Consider the following 26914-nt stretch of genomic DNA (forward strand, 5'->3'; position numbering starts at 1 on the left):
CACAGCCCCACCCTAGAGGCTGGGACGGAGGACGCGGAATCGGGGCCGGGGTCAGCCGGCGGCGGCGTCGTCCTCGACGCGGAGCTGGATCAGCTGCCCCAGCCGCTCGGGCAGGTCCCCCTCGGGGGTGCCGACGCTGGCATGGCGGGCGGCGGCCCGGGCGAGGTCGTCGGCGAGTTCGTTGCCGTGCACCCCCACGTGGCCCTTGACCCACGTGGTGTCCACCTGGACGTCCGCGGCCTGCGCCAGGTCGACGGCGGCCAGCAGGCGCCGCAGAGTGCGGCGGATGCGCTCGCCCCGGGCGCCACCGAGGGTGAGCCGCTCACGGCGGGCGGCGTTGAGCAGGGCCAGCGCGGCGCGCGAGTCCGAGTGGATGGTGACCCGGCCGCCGGGGGTGCCCGCCCACGCGCAGATCACGTGCCCCAGCACGAGCGCCTCCAGTTCCACCTCGAGCGGCATCGTGGCCCCGGCCACGGCCTGCACGGCCCACATGCTCGGCCCGGCGACGGCGGCCGCCCCGCCGATGCGGGAGCCGCGCAGCACGGAGCCGTCCACGTACACGTCCGTCACGTCCGCCTCGTCCGCGAACGTGAGGCCGTGGGTCACCCCGGGCAGGTTGCGGCGCAGGAAGCGGTCCGTGCGGCGGCGGGAGAGGAAGACGCCGGAGGAGCGGCGCAGCGCGTCCTCCTCCTCCTGGGCGGCCTCGATGGCCTCGAGCGGGATCCGGGCCGCACCCGTCTGGGCGACCGTCTCCGGGTCCACGTCCGGCAGCAGGTAGCTGGAGCGCTGCGTGCCCACGGGGGACTCGTCGAGCCGGTAGGAGACCACGCGTGTGTCCACGGGGGCGAGGACCTCGAGCAGGGCGAGCAGCTCGGCGTCCCGGTCCGAGCGCAGCCGCACGATCACCGGGCGCTTCGGCGGCAGGTCGACGGTGACGGTGGACCAGAAGGCGCTCAGATGCGCCGTGCCGACCATCCCGGTGTAGACGTGGCCGCGGACGTCGTCGCCGAGCTCGCGCAGCTCGAGCTCGCGGGCCACGTAGACGATGCCCCCCGTCGTCGGGTGCAGGTCCAGGCGGAGGGCGGGGCCGTGGTCCACGCCGGGCAGCATGGCCAGCGGGCTGGCCACCACGCGGACGCCGTCCCGGCGGATCCGGGTGCGCGGCGGGGCGGGGCGGGGGACGACGGGGCCGGTGCGCGTGAGGTCGACGCCGTTCCGGTCCCGCGGGGTGCCCCGAGGTCGGCGGGCACGGACCACGCGCAGCGGGCGGTGCTGCTCCTCCGCCTTGGCGCCCGGGCCACGGAAGTCCCAGCCCACGTCGACGAGCGCCGCGGGGTGCGCGGCCTCGACGTCGTGATGCAGCGTCCGGTCCACGACCGTCCGCGGGTGGTTGATCCGTGCTCCCATGGCTTCGCCGGCTGTGTCGAAGGGGGCCGCGCCGGAACTGTGAGCCGGGTCCGGCGGGCCATGCTGGTCCTGCGGCGGTCGGGCGGGATCGCCCTGAACGAAGGGGACGACCCGTCCCGACCTGTCCTCCCGACCTTACCGAGCGCACCTGTGAGGAGGCAGGTCTCCTCTCCTCGGCCTCCCGCGCGGCGGCGCCGGACGGGGGCTCAGAGCGGGTCCGTGCGGTGCCGCTGCACGTCCGGGCCGGTCGGCACGCCGAGCGCCTGCGCCTGCGCGCGCTGCTGCCGCAGGGACACGGTGCCCAGCAGCAGTGCCAGGGCCCGCTCCCCGTCCTCCGGGGTGTCTGCCGCCTCGGTGAGCAGACGGTGCAGGCCGAGACCGCCCAGCCCGAGCGCGAGGGCGGAGAGCACCAGGTCCGCCCCGTCCCGGTGCCGCAGCAGGGCGGCCTCCGCGGCCTCGGCGCGGCCCGCCAGGTCCGTGATGCGGCGGGCGCGCACGGTCTCCTCCGCCTCGGCGACGATCCGGTCCGCCACCCGCGCCAGCAGCGACTGCTTGTCCGGCACGTGCCAGTACAGCGCGGAGGCCTGCACGCCCAGCACCGCGGCCACGCGCCGCATGGACAGGTCGCCCATGCCGAAGTCCTGCAGGATCCCGACGGCGGCGTCCACCACGTCCTGGGCGGTCAGCCGGGGGCGGGGTGCGGGCGGGGTCATGCCTGAGAGGCTACCGCCGGGCCGGCCTCCTCCGCCGCGATGCGTCCCCCCGCGCCGAGGCGCACGGTGCGGTCGGCCATCACGGCGGCCTCCGCGAGGTCGTGGGTGACGACGACGCCGGTCGTCCCCGCCGCCCGCAGCACCGCCCGGATGTCCTCGGCCAGGCGCCGGCGCAGGTCCGCGTCGAGCGCGGACAGCGGCTCGTCCAGCAGGAGCACCCGCGGGGCCGGGGCCAGCGACCGGGCGAGCGCCACGCGCTGGGCCTGCCCACCGGAGAGTCGCTGCACGGGCCGGTCCGTGAGCTCGGTCAGGCCCACCAGGTCCAGCAGCTCGGCCACGCGCGCCCGCCGCCGGGCCCGGTCCCAGCCGGCGGACTCGAGGCCGTACGCCACGTTCCGGCCCACGGTCCGGTGCGGGAACAGCTGCCCGTCCTGGAACACCATCCCCACGCCCCGGCGGTGCGTCGGCACCGCCGCCACGTCCCGCCCGTCGAGCTCCACCGTGCCCGCCACGACGTCCTCGAGCCCGGCGATCCCGCGCAGGATGGTGGACTTGCCCGAGCCGGAGGCGCCCACGAGCGCCACGATCTCCCCGGCGGCCACGTCCAGGTCCGTCCCCCGCACGGGGGTGGAGCCGTCCGGATAGCGGATCGCCACGTCCCGGAGCCGGAGGGAGGCCCCCGTCGTCGTCGGCGTCATCACAGACCTCCCGCCCCGGCCGGGCCCCGGGGGCGCAGCCGCTCGCACACCAGCATGATCCCGGCGCTCAGCACGGCCAGCACCGTGGCCGCCGCGAGCGCCATCCCGTAGTTGTCCGCGCCCGGCCGGCCCAGCAGCCGGGCGATCAGCACCGGCAGGGTGGGCGCGGACGGGCTCGCCAGGAAGCTCGTGGCCCCGAACTCGCCCAGGGACACCGCGAACGCGAAGCCCGCGGCCACACCCACGCCGCGCGCGAGGAACGGGCCGTCCACCGTGGCCAGCACCCGCCACGGGCCCGCCCCGAGGGTGCGCGCGGCCTCCCGCAGCCGCGGGTCCACCGCCGCGAGCACGGGCACGAGCGCCCGCACCGCGAGCGGCAGCGCCACCACCGCCTGGGCCAGCGGCACGAGCACGCCCGAGGCCGCCAGCTCCGGGAACGCGGCCCGCAGGGACACGACGAAGCCGAAGCCCACGGTCACCGCGGACACCCCGAGCGGCAGGAGCAGGGCGCCGTCGAGGGCCCGCTGGGCCGCCAGCGCGGCGCGTGAGCGGAAGGACCGGGTCAGCAGCAGGGCCAGCGGCACGGCCACCACGAGCGTCACGAGCGTGGCGTCCACGGCCACCCGCAGGGACTGTTCGAGCGCCTGGGCCGGCGTCGACCCGCCCACGAACCCGCTGCCCGCGCTCGTGGACAGCAGCCGGTAGTTGCCCAGCCCCCAGCCGTGGCGGGTGTGGAAGGAGCGCACCACGAGCGTCAGGATCGGCGCCACCACGAGCGCCACCACCGCGAGCATCACGGCCACCGGGACCGCGTCCGCGCGCGTGAGCCGGGCCGGCGGCGTCTCCCGCAGGCGCAGCGCCCGCTGGGTGCGCGCCGCCGTCACGCCGGAGACCACGACGGCGGCCAGCACCACCGCGAACTGCAGCACGGAGAACACCGCCGCGGTCCGCAGGTCCAGGTAGACGGAGGTCTGCACCCAGATCTCCGACTCGAGCGTGCCGTAGCCGGGCCGGCCGAGCGTCTGGACGATGCCGAACGCGGACGCGCAGAACAGGAACACCAGCGCCGCGCTCGTGGCGATCGCCGGGGCGAGCTGGGGCAGCGTCACGGTGCGGAACGCCCGCCACGGCGAGGCGCCCAGGGTGCGGGCGGCCTCGGTCTGGCGCGGGTCCAGCGCGTTCCACAGCGCGCCCACCTGGCGCACCACCACGGACACGTTGAAGAAGACCATGGCCAGCACGACGGCGGTGGTCGTCTGGTCCAGCCCGGTGAAGCCCAGCGGTCCGCCGGGGGCGAGCAGGGCGCGGAACGCGACGCCGACCACCACCGTGGGCAGCACGAACGGCACGAGCACGAGGGCGCGGAGCACGGCCCGCCCCGGGATGCGACGCCGGTGCAGCACGAACGCGGTCGGCAGGCCGAGCGCCACCGAGACCACCGTGCCGGCTGCGGCCATGCCGAGCGTCTGGCCGAGGATGCGCCACGTGCGCTCGCGGGCGAGGGTCTCCCCGAAGGCGGTGAGGTCCACGGCGCCGGTGAACGCGTCGGCGTCGCCGCCGATCCCGCGCCAGAGCATGGCCGCCACGGGCCACGCGAAGAAGACGAGCAGGAAGGCGACCGGCAGGACGGCGGCCACCAGCCACCACGGGCCGAGCCCGTCCCCCCGGCCGCGGGCCCGCCGGCGCGGCAGGTCCGTGCCGGGGGCCGCGACCTCGGTGAGTGCGGACATCAGCGCCGGGAGGCCTCGGACAGGGCGGTCCACTCCTTCAGCAGGTCCTCGCGGCGCTCGTCGATGCGGGCGGGGTCCGGGGTGATGGCGTCCTCGACGAGCGGTGCGTTCTGCGCCCACTCCTCGGGCAGCTGCACCGACTCGTCGATCGGGTACATGTACATCGACTCGGGCAGGGCGGACTGGACGTCCTCGGTGAGCATGAAGTCCACGAACGCCTGCGCGCCCTCGGGGTTCTTCGCGCCCTCGAGCACGCCGGCGTACTCGACCTGCGGGGTGCAGGAGTCCTCGATCACCTCGGTCTCGGGGGCGAACGCGGGGGAGGAGGAGTAGGAGAGCACCACCGGGAACCGACCCTTGCCCTCGCCGCCGGAGAAGTCCGAGTTGTAGGCGTCGGACCAGCTGTCGGCGACCTTGCCGCCGTTCTCCATCAGGCCCTGCCACCAGTCCTGCCAGCCGTCGTCGCCGTACTTCTCCGTGGTGGCCGCGAGCAGCGCCAGGCCGGGGGAGGAGGCCACGGGGGAGGTGGCGACCGTCAGCTTCGCGTACTCGGGGTCGTCGAGCTGGTCGATCGAGGTGGGGGCCTCGACGTCGTGGGCGGTGAACCACGCCGGATCCGTGTTGAAGCACACCTGGCCCTGGTCCACCGGGGTCATGCGGTCCTCCACCATCCGGTCCTGCGCGGAGGCGGGCAGGTCCTTCGGGGTGTAGGCGGCGACGACGCCCTCGCGGACGAGACGGTGCGCCGAGTGGTCCTCCACGCCATAGACGCCGTCCACGGTGGGCTCGTCCTTGGCCAGCAGGAGCTGGTTCACCACGCTGCCGGCGTCGCCGGGGGCCGTGGTCTTCAGGGTGTAGCCGGACTCCTGCTCGAACTTCTGGACGAGCTCCTCGGGCAGGTTGAACGAGTCGTGCGTCATGATCGTCACGGTCGTCGACTCGCCGCCGCCGGCCCCGGAGACGGACGACGACGCCCCGTCGCCGGACGAGCCGGACACCGAACAGCCGGTGAGGGCGAGGGCGGCCACCGAGAGGGCGGCGAGGGCGCGGTGCGGGATGCGGGACATGGCGGTTCTCCTCTGTCTGGGACGGCAGAGGGGCCGGGACGAGGTCGCCACCGGAATCCCGGGACGACGTCGACCGGGAGACTCGACTTCCTTCGCCGGTGCGGACCGGAGCAGGTTCGAGGGTCTGCGGCGGACCGCACTCTCAGCGCCGCGCGGGCGCTCCCCTGTCGATGTGGACTGGTCCCGACCCTACCCCGTCCGGCCCGCGCATAGACTGCCCGCGTGAGCGCCGCACAGCCCCCGGGGGTGACCCCGCAGCCCGCCTGGTCCAGTCCCGCCTCCGACTGGGACATCCGCCGCCCCCACCGCATGTGGCCGCGCATGCTGGTGATCGTCCTGACGCTCGCGGGTCTGGTGCTGGTGGTGCAGTTCTTCCAGGGGATCGCCTCCATCGCGGCGCCCGTGTTCCTGGGGCTGAACCTCGTGATCGTGGCCTACCCCCTGCAGGCCTGGCTCATCCGCCGGGGCCTGCACCCCGTGCTCGGCGCCACCACCACCGTCCTGCTGATCGTCGCGGTGATGGGCGTGTTCGGGGGCATGATGGTGTGGTCCGGCCTCGAGATGGTGGCGGAGCTGCCGAAGTACGCGGACCGCTTCCAGCAGATCGTCCTGGACGTCTCGCACTGGCTCAGTGAGCGCGGCGTGACCCCGGACATGGTGTCCCAGCAGCTGGCCTCGATCGACATGAGCACCGTGACCGGGACGGCCGTCAGCGCCATCACGAAGATCGCCACGAACGTCTACGCCGTCTTCGGCCTGCTCGTCACCGTGATCATGGGCATGTTCTTCCTCGCGATGGACTCGATGGACGTCGAACGCCGCGTCCGCCTGCTCAGCACCGCCCGCCACGAGTTCGGCCACGCCCTGGTCGAGTTCGCCCAGGGCGTGCGCCGCTACTGGGTGGTCACCACGGTGTTCGGCCTGATCGTGGCGGTGCTGGACGTGATCGCCCTCCTGCTGATCGGCGTCCCGCTCGCGCTCGTGTGGGGCGTGCTCAGCTTCCTCACCAACTACATCCCGAACATCGGCTTCATCATCGGCCTGCTGCCGCCGGCCGTCCTGGGCCTGGCGGCGGGCGGCTGGTCCGACTTCCTGTGGGTGGTGGTCAGCTACTCGGTGCTGAACTTCGTGCTGCAGTCCGTGATCCAGCCCAAGGTGGCCGGCGACGCGATCGGCGTGATCCCCACCGTCAGCTTCCTCTCCCTGCTCTTCTGGGCCTGGGTCCTCGGGCCGCTCGGCGCGATCCTCGCGCTGCCCTGCACGCTGCTGGCCAAGGCCGTGCTGATCGACGCCGACCCGAACGCCCGCTGGATCAACGCGCTCATCGCCTCCGACCTGAAGGGCATGGAGCGCCGTCAGTCCTCGCTCCTGGAACGGCTGCGCCCGGCGGCCTGGCGGTCCGACGCGCACGGGAAGGACGAGGACCGCGCCCCGGCGGACGGCGGCGACGACGACGGCCCCGCGGCGGACGAGGTCACGGGCGGGGCTGGAGCAGCACCAGGTCGTTGAGCGCGCCGGCCAGCCGCAGCAGCGGCGGGGCGGGGAACGACAGCTGGGGCAGCCCCGGGTGCAGCGCCGCGCACGCGGCGGCCGCGGCCTCCTCACCCGCGGCGTCCTCGAACGCCGGCCGCAGCACCGCCGCGTCCAGCGGCAGCGTGTCCAGGAGGGAGCGGGGGCCCCGCTCGGCCGGGTCGTACTCGGCGGGCTGCGCCGCCCCGGTCACCGTGCGCACGCGCAGGGACCGGCCGGCGGCGTCGTCGGCGCCCTGCAGGAAGCGCAGCGCCGCCGCGGCGTACGGGTGCTCGGGGTGGAACCGGTCGCCGCGCCAGTGCACGGCGGCCTCGCCGTCGCCCCGCAGCCGCACCCACGAGGCCAGGTGGCCGGGCCCGCCCCACGGCCCGGTGTCCGGCCGCGGTGCCGGCGGCACCCACAGCACCCGGGTGATCCCCAGCAGGGCGGCGAACTCGGCGGCCACCTGGCCGGGGGTCCACGCGCCGTTGATCCGCCCGTCCAGCACGGGGTCCGCGGCCACCACGGCCGTCCCCTCGCCGTCGGTCACCCAGGCCCCGCGCGGGGCGCACAGCAGGGGGGTAAGCAGCGGCAGTCCCGCCGCCTCCGCCACGGCCGTCGCGGCCGCGCCGTCGAGCGGCCCGGTCCCGGTCAGGCCCGCGGCGCCGCGCCAGGCGACGGCGGCCAGGCCCTCGGGGCGCCGGACGAAGTTCGGCCCGGTGCGGCCCAGCAGCGGTGAGCCCACGGGCGCGCGCAGCAGGTCCACCTCCGGCGGCACCAGCCGCGCCGCCCCAGCGTCGCGCGGGTGGGCGAGCACGGTGACCGGCAGGGCGGCGGCGAGCGTCTCGGCCAGGCCCACGACGGCGTCCCGCGTCTCGTCCAGCAGCGTCGGCACCGGGTGGCGGTGGGGCAGGACGAGCCAGGCCCGCTCGGGCGGGTCCTCGGGTCCGGGCACGGGCACGACGACGTCCCGGCGCTCCCGCGCGTCGGTGGGGGCGGGGTCGGCGGCGGCCATGGCGGACGGGCTCCTGGGAAGACGGCGGCGACGCGCGGGCGCGTCGAGGGGATGTCCATCGAGCATAGGCGTCGGACAGGAAACCGCGGCGGTTTGACCTGTGACCCGGAACACGTGCAGAGTGCGGCCATGACCGCGATGTTCTCCGCCCAGGACCATGACGATCTCGACCGGGTCCTCGGCGCGACCGGCGGGATCCCCGACCCCGCCGACCTGCACGCCCTCGCCGATGACGCCGTCGCGCAGGTGCGGCGCTGGCTCGCCGCGTCCCGCGACCATGAGGCCGACTTCGCGGCCCGCCAGCTGGCGGGCGCCCTGAAGGAGCCGGGCGGCCTCGACTTCATCGTGCGCTTCGTGGACCACGTGGTCCGCCCCGAGGACCCCGCGATCGCCGCCCGGGCGCTGCGGGAGCTCGCCGGCCGCGCCCCCGGCTTCCTGCCCCCGGCACTGCGCGCCGTCCTCGGCGTCGGCGGCCGCGCCGCCCCGCTCGTGCCGCGCATCGCCGTCCCCACGGCCCGCGGCGTGCTGCGGCACATGGTCTCCCACCTGATCGTCGACGCGCGGGACCGACAGCTCGGCAAGGCCATCGCGGCCCTGCGCGACGAGGGCACCCGGCTGAACATCAACCTGCTGGGCGAGGCGATCCTCGGCCAGGGCGAGGCGGATCGCCGGCTCGAGGGCATCGCCGCGCTGATCCGCCGCGACGACGTCGACTACGTGTCCGTGAAGGTCTCCGCCGCCACCGCCCCGCACGCGCCCTACGCGTTCGACGAGGCCGTCGCGGACATCACCGAGCGGCTCACCCCGCTGTTCGAGCTCGCCCGGGATCGGGACACCTTCATCAACCTGGATATGGAGGAGTACCGCGACCTCGACCTCACGCTCAACGTGTTCACCGCCCTGCTCGAGCAGCCGGGCCTGCGCGACTACGAGGCCGGCATCGTGCTGCAGGCCTACCTGCCGGACGCGCTCGCGGCCATGGTGCGCCTGCAGGAGTGGGCCGCGCGCCGCGTCGCCGCCGGCGGCGCCCCGGTCAAGGTGCGCGTGGTCAAGGGCGCCAACCTGCCCATGGAGCGGATGCAGGCCTCCCTGACGGGCTGGCCGCTGGCCACGGTGGGCTCGAAGCAGGAGGCGGACACCAACTACAAGCGCGTGCTCAACTACGCGCTCACCCCGGAGCATCTGGCCCACGTGCGCATCGGCGTGGCCGGGCACAACCTCTTCGACGTCGCCCTGGCCCACCGGCTGATCGAGCGCCGCGGGCTCGACCCGGCCGCGGTGGAGTTCGAGATGCTGCTCGGCATGGCCACCGGCCAGGCCGCCGCCGTCCGGGCCGACGTCGGCGCCCTGCTGCTCTACACGCCCGTGGTGCGGCCCGAGGAGTTCGACGTGGCGATCTCCTACCTCGTGCGCCGCCTCGAGGAGGGCGCCTCCCCGGAGAACTTCATGTCCGCCGTGTTCGACCTGGACGCGGACGCGGACCTGTTCGCCCGCGAGGAGGAGCGCTTCCGCGCCTCGCTGCGCCACCTGGACGCGGCCGTGCCCCGTCCGAACCGCCTCCAGGACCGGTCCCGCGGGGAGGACGGGCCGACCCCCGCCCCCGTGGACGGCTTCGCCAACACCCCGGACACGGACCCCGCGCTGCCCGGCAACCGGGAGTGGGCCCGCCGGATCCTCGCGGCCGTCCCGGGCTCGGACCTCGGGACGGACACCGTCCGCGCCCACCGCGCCACCACGGCCGACGACGCCCGCGCCGCCATCGCCGCCACCGCCCACCCCGGCGCCCGCTGGGGCGCGCTCACCGGCCACGAGCGCGCCGACGCGCTGGACGCCGTCGGACGGGCCCTGCACGCCGGCCGGGCCCGCCTGCTGGAGGTGGCCGCCGCCGAGACCGGCAAGACCCTGGACCAGGGCGACCCCGAGGTCTCCGAGGCCGTGGACTTCGCGCACTACTACGCGCGCCTGGCCCGCGGTCTGGACGCGGTGGAGGGCGCTCGCGCCGTGCCCGTCCGCCTGACCCTGGTGATCCCGCCGTGGAACTTCCCCGTGGCCATCCCGGTCGGGGGCGTCCTCGCCGCGCTCGGCGCCGGCTCGCCCGTGGTGTTCAAGCCGGCCCCGCAGTCCGAGCGGACGGGCGCGGTCGCGTGGGAGCTGATCGTGGCCGGGCTGCGGGACTCGGGGCTGTTCGACGACGGCGGCCCGCTGGCCGGGCACGACCCCGCGGACCTCGTGCGCCTGGTGACGCTGGCGGACGAGGACGAGGCGGAGGTCGGCGCGGCGCTCGTGACCGACCCGGCCGTCGAGCGGCTCATCCTCACCGGCAGCTGGGACACCGCACGGCTGTTCAAGGGGATGCGCCCCGACCTGCACCTGCTCGCCGAGACCTCCGGCAAGAACGCCGTGATCGTGACCCCGTCCGCGGATCTGGACCTGGCCACGAAGGACGTGGTCCAGTCCGCGTTCGGTCACGCCGGCCAGAAGTGCTCGGCGTCCTCCCTCGTGGTGCTCGTCGGCTCCGTGGCCACCTCCGAGCGCTTCCACCGGCAGCTGCTGGACGCCGCCTCGTCCCTGCACGTGGCGCACCCCGCGGACCCGCGCGCCGAGATGGGCCCCGTGATCGAGGCCCCCGGCGAGAAGCTGCGCCGCGGGCTCACCGAGCTCGGCCCGGGGGAGCGGTGGGCCCTGCGTCCGCGGCAGCTGGACGAGACGGGTCGCCTGTGGAGCCCGGGCATCCGCTCCGGCGTGCGTCCCGGCGCCGACGCCCACCTCACCGAGTACTTCGGCCCCGTGCTGGCCGTGATGACGGCCGAGACGCTCGAGGAGGCCATCGGGATCGTGAACGCCGTGGACTACGGCCTCACCTCCGGGCTGCACTCGCTGGACCGGGAGGAGATCGACGTGTGGCTGCGCGGCGTGCGCGCCGGCAACCTCTACGTGAACCGCGGCATCACCGGGGCCATCGTGCGCCGCCAGCCCTTCGGCGGCTGGAAGCGTTCCGTCGTCGGCCCCACCACGAAGGCCGGCGGGCCGCACTACCTGCACGGCCTCGTGGACTGGGAGGACGCGCCCACGTGGGCCGGGGGAGAGGGACGGCCCGGGTCCGAGGCCGACGGTGCGGGCGCGTCCTGGCTCGAGACCGCCCGCGCCCTCGACACCCACGCGTGGACCACCGAGTTCGGGGTGGCCACGGACGTCTCCGCGCTCGAGGCCGAGCGGAACGTGCTGCGTCACGTCCCCACCCCGGTCCTCGTGCGCCGGCACTCGGGGCCCGCCGACCACCTGCTGCGCATCGTCTCCGCCGGTCTGCGCGCCGGGGCGCCCATGACCGTGAGCCTGGGCCCGACCCCCACCGCGGAGGGCCCCGACGCGGACGGACTCTCGGCCGAGGCCGTGCGCGGCCGGGTGGAGGAGCTGGTCCGGTCCGTCCGCACGGAGGGTGCCGGCACGGCCGCGCCGGTGGACGTCGTCGTCGAGGACGACGCCGCGTTCCACGACCGCGCCCGGCGGCTGGCCCTCATCCCGCCCGCGGCGGAGGGCGGCGGCGACGCACGGATCCGGCTCGTCGCCGACTGGACCGGCGACCGGGAGGCGGCCGAGGCGGCGCGGAGCGCGCTCCACGCGGCGCTCGGCGACACCCCCGACGTGGCGGTCTACGCTGGCCCCGTGGTGAGCGCCGGCGAGGTGGAGCTGCTGCCGTTCCTGCACGAACAGGCCGTGTCCGTGACCGCCCACCGGTTCGGCACGCCGGACCATCTGACCGAGGGGGTCCTGTGACCCCGAGGAGGAACCTCCGATGCACCTGATCCCCCGCACGCTCTGGGTCGTCGCCCGCGCCCGCCGCCGCCCGCGCGTCGGGCTCTGGGAGCCGACGACGCTGCCGATGCGCGCCCTGCCCACGGACGTGGACATCGCCCTGCACGTCAACAACGGCCAGTACTTCGGGCTGTTCGACCTCGGCCGCTTCGACGCGATGGTCCGCACCGGCCTGTGGGACGAGATTCGCCGTCGCGGCTGGACGCCCGTGGTGCAGGCCGAGCAGATCGCGTTCCGCCGCTCCGTGACCCTGGGGCAGCGGTTCGACGTGGAGACGCGGCTGATCGGCCTGGACGAGCGCGCGGTGTGGTTCGAGCAGCGCGTGGTGGTCGACGGCGACGTCGCGGTGCGCGCGTACATCTGCACGCGCCTGCGCAAGAAGGACGGCCGCCCCGTGGAGAACGACGAGGTCCGGGCGATCGCGGCGGCGGCCGGCCACGACCTCGCGGGGGAGCCGACGCTGCCGGAGTGGCTGCACGAGTGGCGGCGCAGCGTGGCCCTGCCGTCGTCACGGACGCCCCTGCCCCACGCGTGGGACCTCGACACAGTGCGGCGAGGATGAACGTTCGAGTGATATAGGGCACGATGGTCGGGTGAACAACAGACTCCTGATCGTCGCGACCCTCTCGCTGGCCGCGCTCGTCGTCGTGCTGGTGGCCGCCATCGGCGGCGGCGCGTGGTGGGTGCTGGCGGTCCTCCTGGTGGCGCTGCTCGTGCTCGCCGTGTGGGACATGACCCAGAAGCGGCACGCGATCCTCCGCAACTATCCCGTGCTCGGCCACATGCGGTACCTGCTGGAGTCGATCCGCCCCGAGATCCAGCAGTACTTCATCGAGCGCAACTTCGACGGCAAGCCGTTCGACCGGGACACCCGCTCGATCGTCTACGCCCGTGCGAAGGGACTGGACAGCCACAAGGCGTTCGGCACCGAGCGGGACACCTCGGAGATCGGCTACGAGTTCCTGTTGCACTCCACCGCCCCGGTCAACCCGCCGGAGGAGCCCCCCACGGTGCGGATCGGCGGCCCGGACTGCCGCCGGCCCGTGGACATCTCGCTGATGAACATCTCCTCCATGTCCTTCGGCTCCCTCTCCGCCAACGCCGTGATCGCCATGAACAAGGGCGCCGGCCTGGGCGGGTTCATCCACGAGACCGGCGAGGGCGGCCTCACCAAGTACCACCGCGGCAACGGCGCGGACCTGTTCTGGGAGATCGGCTCCGGCTACTTCGGCTGCCGCAACGAGGACGGCACCTTCAGTCCGGAGAAGTTCGCCGAGAAGGCGCTGCTGCCGGAGGTCAAGGGCATCACCATCAAGATCTCCCAGGGCGCGAAGCCCGGCCTGGGCGGCATGCTGCCCAAGGAGAAGATCTCCCCCGAGATCGCCGAGGCCCGTGAGATCCCGATGGACAGGGACTGCCTGTCCCCGGCGTCCCACTCGGCGTTCCGCACCCCGCGCGAGATGGTCAGGTTCATCGAGCAGCTCCGCGAGCTCTCGGACGGCAAGCCGATCGGCATCAAGTTCTGCGTGGGCTCCCGCGTGGACGTGCTGGCCATGACCAAGGCCATCTGGGAGGAGCGGATCGCCCCCGACTTCATCATCGTGGACGGCTCCGAGGGCGGCACCGGCGCCGCCCCGCTCGAGTACTCGGACCGCGTGGGCACCCCGCTGACCGAGGGCCTCATGCTCGTGCACAACGCGCTCGTGGGCACCGGCCTGCGCCACATGATCAAGCTCGGCGCGGCCGGCAAGGTCGCCACCGGTTCGGACATCGTCAGGCGTCTGATCCAGGGCGCGGACTTCACCATGTCCGCCCGCGCGATGATGATGGCCACCGGGTGCATCCAGGCGCAGAAGTGCCACACGAACGAGTGCCCCGTGGGGGTGGCCACGCAGGACCCGCGTCTGATGCGCGCCCTCGACGTGGAGGACAAGGGCAACCGCGTCTTCAACTACCACCGCCTGACCGTGCGCGAGGCCGTGCAGATCATGGCGTCCATGGGTCTGACGCATCCGTCCCAGCTGAACACCCGCATGCTGCGCCGCCGCGTGGACCACCTGAGCACCCGCTCGTACGCGTCCATCTACCACTGGCTGCGCACGGACGAGCTCCTCAACGACCCGCCGGCCGGCTGGGCCATGGACTGGGAGGAGGCGGACGCGGACCACTTCGGCGAGCACGCCCGCGTGGACTACCTCACCGAGCGTGACCCCGAGTGGCGCTCCGAGCTGCTGATCCCGGGCCGTGAGGCGGGCGGCGCCCCCGTGCAGGGCTCGCCCATCTCCGGGACGGGCTCCACGCTGGTCGACGCCCGGCGGACCGAGTCCGTGCCGCTGACCACGTCGCCAATGCCGCGCGTCAGCTCGCTGGGTGAGGGCGAGTCGCTGTCCCCGCACGGCGGCCGTCGTCGCGCCCCGCAGGACCCGGCACCCGCCGCCACCGCCGGCGAGACGCCCACCGACGAGAACGAGGGCCTGCCGGCGGAGGCCGGCGAGCGGCCCGAGCGCCAGGACGGCGAGGAGGTCACCCAGCGGGGGACCACCGGCCGCGTGGAGGGCGAGCACCGCGGCGAGGGCCGCGTCGGCTGACCCGTCCCCGCAGTCACCACCGCTTTCGAGGCGGGAAATCCACCTCACACGACGCCCCCGGGCGCCCATGAGAGAGATTTCCCGCCTCGTCGCGTGAGGGGTCGTAGCCTGGGGCCGTGACCCCGCCCGCCCCCGCCGCTCGCCGCCCGTCCGCGGCCCTGCTGTGGGTGCTGCTGGCGGCCATGGGCGCCGGGCCCCTGTTCAACTACGGCGTCTCCGCCTCCTCCACGGTCGTGATGGAGCGGCTCGACGTCACCTCGGGCCAGCTCGGCACCGTGATGACGGTCGTGTTCGCGGCGGCCGCCGTCACCTCGCTCGGCCTCGGCTGGGCTGCCGACCGCCTGTCCGCCCGCGCACAGCTGAGCATCATCTTCGGTGGCACCGCCGCGGCGCTCGTGCTCGGCGCCGTCGCCCCGTCCCTGCCCGTGCTGTACGCGGCGGCCGCCGTCGCGGGCGTCACGCAGGCCATCTCCAACCCCACCACGAACCGGATCATCCGGACCGTGGTGCCGCCGGAGAGGCGCATCGGGTGGGTCGGGGTGAAGCAGTCCGGCGTGCAGGCGGCGCAGCTGGTCGGCGGCCTGTTCTTCCCGGCCGCGTCCCTCGCCCTCGGCTGGACGGGCGCCGCGCTGGGGGCCGCGGTGCTCATCGGGGCGCTCTGGGTGCTCGCGCTGGTCGCCGCCCCGCCGCTGCCCGGGGCGCCGCCGCCGGCCACCGGCCCCGTCGGCGGGCGACGACGGCGGGACACCTCGCCCCTGCCGGCCACGGTCTGGTTCTTCGCGGCGATCGCGTTCCTCACCGGCCTGGGCATGCAGGCCACGAACACGTACCTGCCGCTTTTCGCGGTCGAGACGCTGGGGATGACGCTCGTGGCCGGCGGCGCCGCGGCGGCCGTGTCCGGGGTGGTCGGGGTGCTCTCCCGGATCGGGTGGAGCCGGCGGATGAGTGCCGGAGACCGGCGCACCACCCTGCTGGCCGTGATCTGCCTGGGTGCCGTGGCCGGCGTCGTGGTGTTCCTCGCCGCGGACCTGCTGGACCTGCCGGCCCTGCTGTGGGTGGGCGCCGCGGTGCACGGCCTGACGGTGCTGGGCGCCAACGTGGTGATCAACGCGGGCCTGCTGAGCGAGGTGCCGGCCGAGCGGCTCGGCCGTGCGACCGGGGCGAACTCGATGGGCATGTACGCCGGCTTCGCCCTGGGCCCGCTGCTGATGGGCGTGCTGCGCGACGTCACGGGCGACTACCGGGCCGGCTTCGCGGTCGTCGCGGCCGGGTATCTGCTGGCCCTGGGCGTGGTGCTGCTGCTGCGTCGCCACGTGGGCCGGCGGGGCGCGGCCTGACGCGCAGGGCCAGGACGAGACCCACCGCGGAGGACCGCGCCTCAGCGACATCACCGCAGTGCAGCCCTGCGGTGATGTCGCAGCGCCGCGGTCGAACGGGCGTACGGCGGAGTGCGGCGCAGTGCGCGGGCGTGCGGGACGCACGGAAGCGCACACGACGACGCCCCCGGTCCGTGCGGACCGGGGGCGTCGGAAGCCGTGCGTCAGGCGAAGATCAGAGCTTCGTCACGTTGGCGGCCTGGAGGCCCTTGGGGCCGTCCTGGGTCTCGAACTCGACGCGGTCGTTCTCCTGGAGCTCCTTGAAGCCCCCGCCCTGGATGGCGGAGAAGTGCACGAACACGTCCGCGGAGTTGTCCTCGGGGGCGATGAAGCCGTAGCCCTTCTCAGCGTTGAACCACTTGACAGTACCGACAGCCATGATGGTGTCCTTTCGATGTGCCCCCGCGGTGCGGTGGCGGTGTTGGACCGCGGCCCGGAGGTGGGACGCGGGTGAAGCGGCGAGACTGAACCGCTTGCCCAACACTCATCGACGCCGGCGATGCCGGGCTGACGAGCAGTGAAGATGGCGGGATACAGCTTGATCAACTTCAGGCTCCATCATTGCACGGATCTCGCCGACCGGGAACCAGGGGCCCGATTGTTCACCTGGAGTTCGCTCAGAGCGCGCGCAGGCCGTGGAAGAGATTGCGGTGCAGGGCGGCCGGGGGAGCGGCGTCCGTGTGATCCGCCAAGGCCGTCACCTCCAGCAGCACCACCGTGTGGTCGCCCGCCGGGACCTCGGCGTGCACCCGCGTCTCGAGCCAGAGCGAGGAGCCCCCGATCAGCAGGGCGTCGTGCGGGCTGCGGTGCACGTCGAGACCGGCGAAGCGGTCGCCCTCGCGGGCGGCCAGCTGACGGCACAGCGGCGTCTGGTCCGCTGCGAGCAGGGAGACGCCGATCGACCCGGCCCGGCGCAGGCGCGGCCAGGTGCGGGAGCTGTTCTGCGCGGAGAAGGACACGAGGGCCGGCTCCCAGGAGATGCCCACGCCGAAGGAGGAGGAGACCATCACCTCGGGGACGTCGTCGGCGAGGCCCGCCAGCGCGACGACCCCGGTGGGGAATGCCGAGAGGCCGGAGCGGAGGTTGCCGAGGGACAGGTCGGTGTCCCACGCGGCGGTGTGGGGTTCGTGGGTCAGGGTCATGGCGCGCGTCCTCTTCCGATGACTGGCGCGGCTCCGCAGACGGCGGGAACGCGGATCGCCCGGATCCGCGGAGGCGCGGTACTTGCCCGTCGGGGTGTCCGAGGGGCCGAATCATCACCTGGAGCACCCCACTACTGCGTGAGAGGGTTGCCGTCCCGCCGGCCAGGGCCGTGAATGACGGGAACTCGTGATTCTGGGGATCAGCCTACGGAGGGGTCCGTGGGGTGGTCAAAGCGCGGCGGTCGCGCGGCGTCATCCGAGCTGCCCGATGTGATGCTTGACACACCGTGCATCGCCAGCCAGGATCAAGCCACTCGAGAGGGGGGCTCGAGACCGCAGCCCGCGGCCCCGCAATCGGTTCTCTGAGAGGGATCGGATCATGCGGATGGACATCGAGAAGAAGCGTGCGGCATTGTCGGCCGCCGTGGTCGTCGCGGCTCTCCTCGGTATCGCCATCTCGGGATGCTCCGCTTCCCCGGGCAGCGTCTCCTCCACCGCGAAGGCATCCACCGCTGCGGCGTCCTCCGTCACCGTGACGTCAGCGGCCCCCTCGGCAACCCGGTCGGCCTCCGCCACCGGTTCGTCCGCGTCGTCACCCGCCGGTGAAGAAGCACTCCCCGCCGCGCTGTTCGAGGAGGACGGGATGACGTTGGTCGAGTACACGCGCCGGCATCCGGATGCGGGCTATCTCGACCCGGAGAAGGAGTCCGTCCTGGAGGAGGCGGTCGGGACGGGCACACAGCAGATCACCGTGGACGCCCAACAGGGTGCGGTCCTTCGGGTCATCGTGCTGTGTCCTTCGGATGCCACCGGTGAGACGGAGATCCTGACCTCACGGGGTGGCGGGGGAACGAAGACCTGGATGGCCGGGTCGGAGGCGCTGTGCGGCGGCTGGTCGGCGGCGACTCCCCCCGTGGATGAGGCGGGGCCGATGACGTTCACCGCCACGGTGGACAACGACAAGCCGTTCTGGATGGTGCTGACCGCACCCTCCGCATGAGGCCGCCATCACGACGGCGGATGACGGCGCGGGGAGGACTGAGTCGCTCAGCGTCGGTCGCGGCCGCGCAGCGCGTCCAGCTGCCGGCGGTCACGCTTGGTGGGCCGGCCCGCGCCGCGCTCGCGGTACGGACCGCGAGCAGCTCACGCGGCACGGGCGGCGGGGAGTGGTCCACATACTGCTGCCGGGCCACGGGGGCACCCACCCGCTTGGCGATCAGCCCCGTGACCTCGAGGATCCGCTCGCGTCCGTCCTGGCGCACCCGCACCCGGTTCCCGACGACGACGGGCGTCGCCGCCTTCACGGGCTCGCCGTCGATGCGCACGTGGCCTGCGCGTACGGCCGCCGTGGCCGCCGACCGGGTCTTGTACAGCCGCACGGCCCACAGCCACGCGTCGATGCGGACGCCGCTCACGCCCGCCCCCTCACGCGAAGCGGGCGCGGATCGCGGCGCCGTGCGCGGGCAGGCGCTCGTCCTCGGCCAGCACGCCGATCCCGTCCGCGACCTCCTTGAGCCCGGTCTCCGTGTAGCGGATGCGCTGCTGCAGGCGCAGGAACGTCACCGTGTTCAGACCGGAGGAGTGCCGGGCCGTCCCCGAGGTGGGGAGCACGTGGTTGGACCCGGCCGAGTAGTCGCCCAGCGGCACGGGGGCGTGCGGGCCCACGAACACGGCGCCGGCGTTGCGGATGCGCCCCACGAGGGCCTCGGGGTCGCGCGTCTGGATCTCGAGGTGCTCGGTGGCGTAGCGGTCGGAGACCTCCACGGCCTGGTCCATGTCCCGCACCAGCAGCACGCCGGACTGGGGGCCGGTGAGGGCCTCGCGGATCTGATCCTCGTGGAACGCCCCGGGCACCTGCGCCTCGATCGCCGCCTGCACGTCTCGGAGCAGGTCCTCGGAATCGGTGATGAGCACGGAGGCGGCCAGCGGGTCGTGCTCGGACTGGCTGATCAGGTCCGCGGCCACCCAGTCGGCGCGGGCGGTGCCGTCCGCGATCACGGCGATCTCGCTCGGCCCGGCCTCGGCGTCCACGCCGATCACGCCCTGGAGCGCGCGCTTGGCGGCGGCCACGTACACGTTGCCGGGCCCCGTCACCAGGTCGACGGGCGCGCAGAGCCACCCGCCGTCGTCGTCCTGGACGCCGTGCGCCAGCATGGCCACGGCCTGGGCGCCGCCGGCCGCGTAGACCTCGTCCACGCCCAGCAGCGCACACGCGGCGAGCACGGTGGGGTGGGGCAGGCCGCCGTGGTCCCGCTGCGGGGGTGAGGTCACCGCGAGGCTCCCCACGCCGGCGGCCTGCGCGGGCACCACGTTCATCACCACCGAGGAGGGGTACACGGCGCGGCCGCCGGGCACGTACAGGCCCACGCGGCCCACGGGGATCCAGTGGTTCTCCACGACGGCGCCCTCGCCGAGCTCGACCGTGGAGTCCTGGGGGTGCTGGGCGTCGTGCACGAGCCGGGCCCGGCGGATCGACTCCTCCAGGGCGGCGCGCACCCGCGGGTCGAGCCCGGCCAGGGCGGCCTCGAGCGCCTCCGCGGGCACGCGCAGGGCCGGCGGGCGGACGCCGTCGAACCGCTCAGCCAGCTCCAGCAGGGTCTGCTCGCCGCCGTGGCGGACCTGCTCGATGATCGGGGCGACCACCGGCACCACGGAGGACACGTCCACGTTCGCTCGCGGGATGATGCGGGACAGGTCCGCGGTGGCGGTGTCGAGCGGGCGCAGGTCGGTGACGGAGAGCACGGATTCCTCCAGAGGGGCGGTGGCGGGCCGGCGGGACGGGGCACGACGACGGCCGGGCCCGGACCGCGCGGACGGTCAGGCTCCATTGTGCTCTTCTCCGGGGTGCGTCGGGGGGCGGGTGTCAGACTGTCGTCATGGTCCTCCCCGTCCTGCCCGCCCTCGCGACCCCGCCCCTGCTGACCGCCCTGGACCGCCTCCTGGCGGGCGAGACCGTGCCGTCCGGGGTGGAGGGGGACATCCAGGACGGGGCGGCCGCCACCACCCGGGCCTTCGGCGTGGAATGGGGGACGCTGCTGACCGTGCTGATGGCGTTCGCGATCGGCGCGGCGGTCGTGTACCTGGCCCTGCAGGTGGCGCGCGTCGTGCTCGTGCGCCGCCCCGCGTTCCAGCACGGCGCCGCCCGGCTGAGCCTGCCGGCCGCCGTCGCCGCCGGCCTGCTGGCCTCCCGGATCTGGCTCGGGGTCATGGCCGAGGAGCAGACCTGGTACCGGCCGGCGTCGTTCCTCTTGCTCATCGCCGTGGCCGCGGCGGGCGCGTGGGCTGCGTGGCGCCTGGTCGGCGTGATCGAGGAGGGGATCCTCGGCCGCTACCAGGAGACCGGCGTCGAGCACCGCCGCGAGCGACGCATCCGCACGCAGACCATCCTGATCCGGCGCATCCTCAACGCGGTGATCGTGGTGGTGGCCGTCGCCGTGGTCCTGCTGGGGGTGCCCGAGGTGCGCTCGCTCGGGGCCGGCCTGCTCGCCTCCGCCGGCGTGATCTCGGTGATCGCCGGCCTGGCCGTGCAGTCCACGCTGACCAACGTGTTCGCCGGATTCCAGCTCGCCTTCACGGACGCGATCCGGGTGGGCGACGTGGTGGACACGGAGGGCGTGTTCGGCACCGTCGAGGAGATCACCCTGTCCAACGTGGTGCTCAAGCTCTGGGACGGCCGCCGCATGGTCTACCCGTCCTCGCACTTCACCACCCAGCCGTTCGAGAACTGGACGCGGGTGGGCGCCGAGGTCTCCGGCGTCGTGGAGCTGGACGTGGACTGGCGCGTGCCCATGGACGCGCTGCGCGCACGACTCACCCAGCTGCTCGAGTCCACGGACCTGTGGGACGGGCGCGAGCACGCGCTGCAGGTGACCGACGCGACCGGCGGCGTCGTGCGCATCCGCGCCGTGGTCTCCGCCCGCAACTCCGGCGACCTCTGGGACCTGCGCTGCCTCGTGCGCGAGGACCTCGTGGCCTTCCTGCGCCACGAGCACCCCGAGGGCATCGTGGTGCAGCGCATGGTGGACCGGCACCCCGCCCACGACGACGCGGCGCCCGCCTCCGACGGTTCCGACGCGGAGGCCCGCGGTGGCGACCGGACGGGCGAGCCGGGCCGGGACGACTCCGGGGTGGCGGCCCGCGAGCCGCGCCCGCGCACCGCGCCGCTGCCGCGCGTCGACGGCGCCGATCCACGCCCGGACACCCTCACCACACCGCTGACCCGCGTGGGTGACCACTCCGGCCTGTACACCGGCTCGATGACGGCGGTGCAGCGCAACCGCGAACTCGCCGGCCCGGGCGAGGAGGCGTTCGCCGAGCGGCGCGCGCAGCAGGCCAAGCAGGCGGCGGAGGCCGCGGCGGCGGACGAGGCCGGGCGGCGCAGCGGCGCCGGCTCCCACACGGACGGCCTCCTCGACGACGCCGTCACGCGCCGCCGTCAGGACGACGAGGACTGAGGCCCGGCGGGAGCGCTCAGCGCTCGAGCGTCGAGCCCTCGGGATCGACGGGCGTGAGCCGGCGCCGCTCGGCCATCGGCTCGGACGCGGGCAGGCCGTGAGCGGCCGGGTCCGTCTCGGCCACGTGGCTCACGGCCTCGGGCGTATGGTCCCCGTACTGCCGGTACTCCTTCACGCACAGCACGGGCTGATCGATCTCCTGCAGCAGCTCGTCCGAGACCGAACCCATGACGAACCGGCCGAAGCCGCCGCGGCGGCGCACGCCGATGACCACGATGGACGGGTCCAGCTCCGCGGCCACGTCCTTCATCTCCTCCACCGTGGACCGGCCGCGTGCGTACTGGCGGAACTCGGCCGTCACGCCGGAGGCGTCCAACCGGGCCTGCACGCCGCGCTGCTGCTCCTCCGTGACCAGGGACTTGGTGCGGTGCTCGCCGCCGGGGCCCGCGTTGACCACCACCACGCGCTCGCCGGTGGAGCGGGCGATGTCCAGGGCGGTGTCCAGAGCGGCGTCCGCGGCCTTCGAGGGGGCGTAGCCGACGAGGATGGTCATGGGGTGCCTCCGCTGGGTCGAGGGACGGGTCTCAGGTCAGCGTAGTGCGGGCCGGGCCCTCGGCGGAGGGGCTCAGTCCTCGCGCAGGTGGCGCAGGTGCGCGGCCACCGTCTGGACGGCCACGCGGGCCACGGTGCCGGTGAGGCCGGGGTAGATGCGCGGGGCCAGGTCCTCGGGCGTGATCGTCGCCGCCTCGGTCTCGGGCAGCGCGGCCAGGGCGGCGCGGATCTGCTCCAGGCGGCCCTCGCGGTGGTGCCGGTAGTCGCGGGCGACGACGTCGAGCGGCTCCGGCACGGGCCCGTGCGCGGGCAGCACCGTGAGCGGGCCCGCCGCCTCGAGGCGGCGCAGGCTGGCCAGGTAGTCGGTGAGGGTGCCATCCGGGTGGTCGAGCATGGTGGTGCCCGAGCCGAGGATGGTGTCGCCCGTGATGACCGCCCCGTGCGCGCCCGCGTCCGGGACGGCGAACGAGTAGGAGTCCGAGGTGTGGCCCGGGGTGTGCCACGCCAGCATCGGGGTGCCGGCGGCGTCGATCCGCTCGTCCGGCGTCAGGACGGCGGCCCCGCCGCGGCACCAGTCCGGGTCCGCGGCGCGCACGGGGGCGCCCGTGGCCGCGTGGAACGCGTCCACCCCGCCGGTGTGGTCGGCGTGCCGGTGCGTCACCAGGATGAGCGCGATCCGGCGCCCCTCGGCCGCCGCGCGGACGCGCTCGAGGTGGGCGGCGACGTCGTCCTCCGGGCCCGGGTCCACCACGACGGCCGCGTCCGAGTCCGGTGCGGCGACCACGTACGTGTTGGTGCCGGCGAGGGTCATCGGGGAGGGGTTCTGGGCGGTCACGCAGCGCACCAGCGGGGCGGGCGTGGAGCCGGGCGTGGCGGTGGTCGTCGTCATAGGCTCGAGTGTATGGAGAACCAGCAGACCGGCCAGGCCGCGGACCGCGGCACCATCGACACGCGCGCGGGCCTCAAGGGCAACTACGTGCAGTCCGGGGCGGAGTTCACGCGGGACACGAACTACATCGCGGACCGGATCGTGGCGGACCCGGAGGCCGTGCGGGTCCTGCCCGTGGCCGAGCCGTCCACGGTCGGCCGCGTGGGCGGCGGGCTCACCGAGGGGGCCGAGGCGTGGCCCGTTGAGGCGGGCCGCTACCGGCTCGTGGCGGCGCGGGCATGCCCGTGGGCGAACCGGACGATCATCGTGCGGCGCCTGCTCGGCCTGGAGGACGCGATCTCGCTGGGCACCCCGGGGCCGACCCACGACGAGCGCTCCTGGACCTTCGACCTCGACGCCGGCGGGAAGGACCCCGTGCTCGGCACCGAGCGGATCCAGGAGAACTACCTCACGCGGTTCCCCGACTACCCGCGGGGCATCACGGTGCCGGCGATCGTGGACGTGCCGACGGGCGGCGTCGTGACCAACGACTACCCGCAGATCACCCTCGACCTCTCGACGGAGTGGACCGCGTTCCACCGCGACGGCGCCCCGCAGCTGATCCCCGACGCCGGGCCGGAGCGGGACGAGATGTTCGAGGTGATCGAGCGCGTGTTCACCGAAGTGAACAACGGCGTGTACCGGTGCGGCTTCGCGGGCTCGCAGGAGGCGTACGACGCCGCGTACGAGCGGCTGTGGACCGCGATGGACTGGCTCGAGGAGCGCCTGACGACGCGCCGCTTCCTGATGGGGGAGCGGATCACCGAGGCCGACGTACGGCTGTTCACCACGCTGGTGCGGTTCGACCCCGTGTACCACGGGCACTTCAAGTGCAACCGGAACAAGCTGACCGAGATGCCGGCGCTGTGGGGCTACGCGCGCGACCTGTTCCAGACCCCGGGCTTCGGCGACACGATCGACTTCGTGCAGATCAAGGAGCACTACTACGTGGTGCACGAGGACATCAACCCGACGGGCATCGTGCCCGCCGGCCCGGAGCTGGCGAGCTGGCTGAGCGAGCACGGGCGTGAGGCGTTCGGCGGGGACCCGTGGGGCGGCGGCACCGCACCCGGGCCCGTGCGCGAGGGCGAGCGCGTGGACCCGGAGCACACGCCGCTGCGGTGAGGCCGCTCGGCCCGGTCCGCAACGCGGGTTGAGTTGTCGCGGGTCCCGGGCTGGGACACCCGCGACAACTCAACCCGCGTTGGCATGCGGTGCGGGTGGGCGCCAGGGAGGCGCGCCGGGGATTGTTGAACAATCCCCCCTCATGCCTCAAGATTGTGTGACCGGCACCTCAGCCGGGCCCGATCCGAGAGGACTGCACTGTGTCTCACGCGCCGCAGATCGACCTGAACTCCGACGTCGGCGAGTCCTTCGGCTCGTGGACGATGGGGGACGACGCCGCCATCATGCCCTCCGTCTCCTCCGCCAACGTCGCGTGCGGCTTCCACGCGGGCGATCCCTCGGGGATCGCCCAGACCTGCCGTGACGCGGTCGCCGCAGGCGTCACGATCGGCGCGCACGTGGGCTACCGCGACCTCGCCGGCTTCGGCCGCCGCTTCCTGGACTGCACGCCCACCGAGCTGGCCGACGACGTCCTCTACCAGATCGGCGCCCTCGACGCGCTCGCCCGCGCGGCCGGCGGCCGGGTCCGCTACGTGAAGCCGCACGGTGCCCTCTACAACACGATCGTCCGTCACGAGGCGCACGCCCAGGCCGTCGTCGACGGCGTCAAGGCGTTCGGCTCCGACCTCCCGCTGCTGCTCCTGCCCGGCTCCGTCGCCCTGGACAAGGCCGCCGCCGCGGGGCTGCGCGGCGTCGCCGAGGCCTTCGCTGACCGCGGCTACAACCCGGACGGCACGCTGGTCTCCCGCCGCGAGCCCGGCGCGGTCCTCCACGACGAGGACGCCGTCGCCGCCCGCATGGTGCGCCTGGCCACCGAGGGCGTCGTCGCGGCGGTGGACGGCACGGACGTGCGCGTCGACGCCGAGAGCATCTGCCTGCACGGCGACACGCCCGGCGCCGTGGCCATGGCCGCGGCCGTGCGCCGCGCGCTCGAGGGCGCGGGCGTGTCCATCAAGGCCTTCGCATGAGCGCCCCACGTCACCCCGCCGCCACACCGCCGGCCCGCGCGATCCGCTGGGTCGGCACGCAGGGCTTCCTCGTCGAGTGCGCCTCGCTCGAGGACGTCATGGCCGTCCACGCCCACCTCACGGCCCACCCGGAGCGCGGCCAGCGCCAGGTCATGGCCGCCGCCGCGACCGTCCTGGTGACCCTCACCTCGCAGGCCGCCGCCGAGCACGCCGCACCGCGGGTCAGCACCGTCACCCCGGACGCCGGTGAGCTGACGGGGGGCCGCGTCGTCGAGATCCCCGTGGTCTACGACGGTGAGGACCTCGCCGAGGTCGGCCGGCTCACCGGGCTCGGCGTCGACGGCGTCATCCGGGCCCACAGCGAGGCCGACTGGTTCGCCGCGTTCGGCGGCTTCGCGCCGGGGTTCATGTACTGCGCCTCCGAGGCGGCCCCGTTCGAGGCGCCCCGTCGCAGCTCGCCCCGCACGGCCGTCCCCGCGGGCGCCGTCGCCGTCGCCGGGGCCTTCTCCGCCGTCTACCCGCGCACCTCGCCCGGCGGCTGGCAGCTCCTCGGGCACACCACCGCGGCCCTGTGGGACCTCGGCCGCGAGCAGCCCGCCCTGCTGCAGCCCGGCGACCGTGTCCGCTACGTCCCCGTGCGCCCGACGGCGTCCGTCACCTCCGGCACGGACGCGGCGGTCGACGCCACCCCGCCCGCCGACGCCGCGGCCGGCCTCCCGTCCGTGGCCGGCCGCCGCGGCGTCACCGTCGTGGACCCGGGGCTCCTGACCCTGGTCCAGGACCTGGGCCGCCCGGGCCTGGGCGACCTCGGCGTCGTCGCGTCCGGCGCGGCCGACCGGGACGCGGCACGCCAGGCGAACCGGCTCGTGGGCAACCGCTCACGTGAGGCGGTGCTGGAGACCGTCCTGGGCGGCCTCACCCTCACCGCGCACGGCCACCAGGTGATGGCCCTGGCCGGCGCCGAGGCCGGCGGGACGATCACCGCGGCCGACGGCGCCGCGCGCCGGGTGCCCGCCCGCAGCCCGTTCGTCGTGCTGGACGGCCAGACGCTGACGGTGGACGAGCCGGTCGGCGGCCTGCGCGTGTACGTGGGCCTCCGGGGCGGGCTCGACGTGCCGCCCGTGCTCGGCAGCCGCTCGACCGACACCCTGTCCGGTCTCGGCCCCGCCCCGCTGACGGCGGGGGACCGCCTCGCCCGCCGTGTCGGCCCGGATGCGAGGGGCGCCGCCGGCGCCTCGGCCGCGAGCCCGACCGCCGCCGGCGCCCCCGCCTCGGAGGAGGCCGGCGTCGTGATGGTGGGGGACCCGGAGACCTCGCTGCGCCCCATGCCCGCGCCCGGCCAGGTGGCCGTGCTGCGCGTGGTCCCCGGCCCCCGCGACGACTGGTTCGGGGAGGCGGGCCTGGAGCGCCTCTTCACGCAGGACTGGGACGTGAGCCAGCAGACCGACCGGATCGGCGTGCGCCTCACGGCCCCCGACGGCGGCGCGCCGCTCGAGCGCGTGCGCGAGGGCGAGCTGAAGTCCGAGGGCGCCGTGCGCGGCGCGCTGCAGGTGCCGCCCTCGGGTGAGCCCGTCCTGTTCCTCTCCGACCATCCGGTCACCGGCGGCTACCCGGTGATCGGCGTCGTGGCCCGCGCGGACCTCAGCCTGGCGGCCCAGCTGCCGCCGGGCGCCCGCGTCCGCTTCGTCCCCCATCCCCGCCCCGGCGCCGAGACCGGCGTCGACTCCGCATCGCCCTCCGAGGAGACCTGTCTCCTATTTTCACCTCCATGCCCACGAGAGGCAGCGAGATATCGGAGACCGGGCTTCGCGTGAGGAAAATACGGCTCT

21 protein-coding genes, 1 pseudogene and 2 riboswitches are annotated in these 26914 nt (G+C 74.6%); of the genes and pseudogenes, 10 read left to right on the forward strand and 12 right to left on the reverse strand.

Features of this window, described 5'->3' with window-relative positions; translation table 11 throughout:
* Positions 1–51: 51 nt before the first annotated feature.
* From FLM69_RS05095 to FLM69_RS05115, 5 genes are all read right to left on the reverse strand, one after another.
* Positions 52–1407, reverse strand: coding sequence for an RNase H family protein (locus tag FLM69_RS05095; protein ID WP_061867662.1), 1356 nt, complete (start codon positions 1405–1407; stop codon positions 52–54).
* A gap of 206 nt (positions 1408–1613) precedes the next feature.
* Positions 1614–2120, reverse strand: a complete 507-nt coding sequence (locus FLM69_RS05100) for a TetR family transcriptional regulator (protein ID WP_041102654.1) — start codon at positions 2118–2120, stop codon at positions 1614–1616.
* Positions 2117–2818: an ABC transporter ATP-binding protein gene (locus FLM69_RS05105; protein WP_135019405.1), complete on the reverse strand. Its 702-nt coding sequence runs from the start codon at positions 2816–2818 to the stop codon at positions 2117–2119. Before FLM69_RS05105 ends, FLM69_RS05100 begins: the two co-directional genes overlap by 4 nt.
* On the reverse strand, positions 2818–4548 hold the full coding sequence (locus tag FLM69_RS05110) for an iron ABC transporter permease (protein ID WP_141843332.1): 1731 nt from the start codon (positions 4546–4548) through the stop codon (positions 2818–2820). The genes FLM69_RS05105 and FLM69_RS05110 overlap by 1 nt, the downstream gene beginning before the upstream one ends.
* Positions 4548–5615 carry a thiamine ABC transporter substrate binding subunit gene (locus tag FLM69_RS05115; RefSeq protein ID WP_036383830.1) on the reverse strand — a complete coding sequence of 356 codons (1068 nt, stop codon included), beginning with the start codon at positions 5613–5615 and terminating at the stop codon, positions 4548–4550. The genes FLM69_RS05110 and FLM69_RS05115 overlap by 1 nt, the downstream gene beginning before the upstream one ends.
* A 70-nt stretch (positions 5616–5685) precedes the next feature.
* A riboswitch (TPP riboswitch) is annotated at positions 5686–5791 on the reverse strand.
* Between the two features lie 46 nt (positions 5792–5837).
* Between FLM69_RS05115 and FLM69_RS05120 the strand changes: the two genes are divergently transcribed.
* The gene (locus FLM69_RS05120) at positions 5838–7124 is read left to right on the forward strand and encodes an AI-2E family transporter (RefSeq protein ID WP_036383828.1); all 1287 of its coding nucleotides are present in this window, start codon (positions 5838–5840) and stop codon (positions 7122–7124) included.
* On the opposite strand, the gene FLM69_RS05125 is transcribed toward FLM69_RS05120, so the two are convergent.
* Positions 7090–8139 carry an agmatine deiminase family protein gene (locus FLM69_RS05125; protein WP_141843335.1) on the reverse strand — a complete coding sequence of 350 codons (1050 nt, stop codon included), beginning with the start codon at positions 8137–8139 and terminating at the stop codon, positions 7090–7092. The two genes, FLM69_RS05120 and FLM69_RS05125, sit on opposite strands and share 35 nt — an antisense overlap.
* A gap of 129 nt (positions 8140–8268) precedes the next feature.
* On the opposite strand from FLM69_RS05125, the gene FLM69_RS05130 reads away from it, so the two are divergent.
* The 4 genes from FLM69_RS05130 to FLM69_RS05145 all read left to right on the forward strand — a co-directional run bounded on the left by FLM69_RS05130 (position 8269) and on the right by FLM69_RS05145 (position 15877).
* Entirely contained in the window at positions 8269–11913 is a 3645-nt protein-coding gene (locus FLM69_RS05130; protein ID WP_141843337.1) for a bifunctional proline dehydrogenase/L-glutamate gamma-semialdehyde dehydrogenase, read from the forward strand.
* A gap of 19 nt (positions 11914–11932) precedes the next feature.
* The gene (locus FLM69_RS05135; protein ID WP_141843338.1) at positions 11933–12514 is read left to right on the forward strand and encodes a thioesterase family protein; all 582 of its coding nucleotides are present in this window, start codon (positions 11933–11935) and stop codon (positions 12512–12514) included.
* A gap of 31 nt (positions 12515–12545) precedes the next feature.
* The gene (locus FLM69_RS05140) at positions 12546–14540 is read left to right on the forward strand and encodes an FMN-binding glutamate synthase family protein (protein WP_181743486.1); all 1995 of its coding nucleotides are present in this window, start codon (positions 12546–12548) and stop codon (positions 14538–14540) included.
* A 116-nt stretch (positions 14541–14656) separates the two neighbouring features.
* Positions 14657–15877: an MFS transporter gene (locus FLM69_RS05145; RefSeq protein WP_141843343.1), complete on the forward strand. Its 1221-nt coding sequence runs from the start codon at positions 14657–14659 to the stop codon at positions 15875–15877.
* Positions 15878–16091: 214 nt separating this feature from the next.
* On the opposite strand, the gene FLM69_RS05150 is transcribed toward FLM69_RS05145, so the two are convergent.
* Both FLM69_RS05150 and FLM69_RS05155 read right to left on the reverse strand, forming a co-directional pair.
* Positions 16092–16295, reverse strand: a complete 204-nt coding sequence (locus tag FLM69_RS05150; protein ID WP_020628179.1) for a cold-shock protein — start codon at positions 16293–16295, stop codon at positions 16092–16094.
* Positions 16296–16533: 238 nt separating this feature from the next.
* On the reverse strand, positions 16534–17058 hold the full coding sequence (locus FLM69_RS05155; protein WP_061867666.1) for a flavin reductase family protein: 525 nt from the start codon (positions 17056–17058) through the stop codon (positions 16534–16536).
* A gap of 73 nt (positions 17059–17131) precedes the next feature.
* Positions 17132–17251, reverse strand: a riboswitch (SAM riboswitch).
* Positions 17252–17443: 192 nt separating this feature from the next.
* Between FLM69_RS05155 and FLM69_RS11525 the strand changes: the two genes are divergently transcribed.
* Positions 17444–18058, forward strand: coding sequence for a hypothetical protein (locus FLM69_RS11525; RefSeq protein ID WP_225941377.1), 615 nt, complete (start codon positions 17444–17446; stop codon positions 18056–18058).
* A gap of 47 nt (positions 18059–18105) precedes the next feature.
* Here the strand turns inward: FLM69_RS11525 and FLM69_RS05170 are convergent.
* Both FLM69_RS05170 and hisD read right to left on the reverse strand, forming a co-directional pair.
* A pseudogene (locus FLM69_RS05170) lies at positions 18106–18473 on the reverse strand (RNA-binding S4 domain-containing protein).
* A gap of 10 nt (positions 18474–18483) precedes the next feature.
* Positions 18484–19800 (reverse strand): histidinol dehydrogenase, encoded by a 1317-nt coding sequence (hisD, locus tag FLM69_RS05175; protein ID WP_135040549.1) that lies wholly within the window; start codon positions 19798–19800, stop codon positions 18484–18486.
* A 134-nt stretch (positions 19801–19934) separates the two neighbouring features.
* On the opposite strand from hisD, the gene FLM69_RS05180 reads away from it, so the two are divergent.
* A complete protein-coding gene (locus FLM69_RS05180; protein ID WP_250161667.1) occupies positions 19935–21512 on the forward strand; it encodes a mechanosensitive ion channel family protein in 1578 nt (525 codons plus the stop codon).
* A gap of 16 nt (positions 21513–21528) precedes the next feature.
* On the opposite strand, the gene FLM69_RS05185 is transcribed toward FLM69_RS05180, so the two are convergent.
* Positions 21529–22065 carry a universal stress protein gene (locus tag FLM69_RS05185; RefSeq protein ID WP_141843345.1) on the reverse strand — a complete coding sequence of 179 codons (537 nt, stop codon included), beginning with the start codon at positions 22063–22065 and terminating at the stop codon, positions 21529–21531.
* Between the two features lie 72 nt (positions 22066–22137).
* Positions 22138–22953, reverse strand: a complete 816-nt coding sequence (locus tag FLM69_RS05190) for an MBL fold metallo-hydrolase (protein ID WP_098094332.1) — start codon at positions 22951–22953, stop codon at positions 22138–22140.
* A 12-nt stretch (positions 22954–22965) separates the two neighbouring features.
* Between FLM69_RS05190 and FLM69_RS05195 the strand changes: the two genes are divergently transcribed.
* The 3 genes from FLM69_RS05195 (at position 22966) to FLM69_RS05205 (ending at position 26899) form a co-directional block, all read left to right on the forward strand.
* The gene (locus FLM69_RS05195) at positions 22966–24117 is read left to right on the forward strand and encodes a glutathione S-transferase family protein (RefSeq protein ID WP_141843347.1); all 1152 of its coding nucleotides are present in this window, start codon (positions 22966–22968) and stop codon (positions 24115–24117) included.
* 200 nt (positions 24118–24317) lie between these two features.
* Positions 24318–25085, forward strand: coding sequence for a LamB/YcsF family protein (locus tag FLM69_RS05200; RefSeq protein WP_061867671.1), 768 nt, complete (start codon positions 24318–24320; stop codon positions 25083–25085).
* Positions 25082–26899: a carboxyltransferase domain-containing protein gene (locus FLM69_RS05205; RefSeq protein ID WP_255502726.1), complete on the forward strand. Its 1818-nt coding sequence runs from the start codon at positions 25082–25084 to the stop codon at positions 26897–26899. The genes FLM69_RS05200 and FLM69_RS05205 overlap by 4 nt, the downstream gene beginning before the upstream one ends.
* Positions 26900–26914 lie beyond the last annotated feature (15 nt).

It is taken from the genome of Micrococcus sp. R8502A1 (assembly GCF_006704135.1).
GTDB classification, from domain to species: Bacteria; Actinomycetota; Actinomycetes; order Actinomycetales; family Micrococcaceae; genus Micrococcus; species Micrococcus luteus.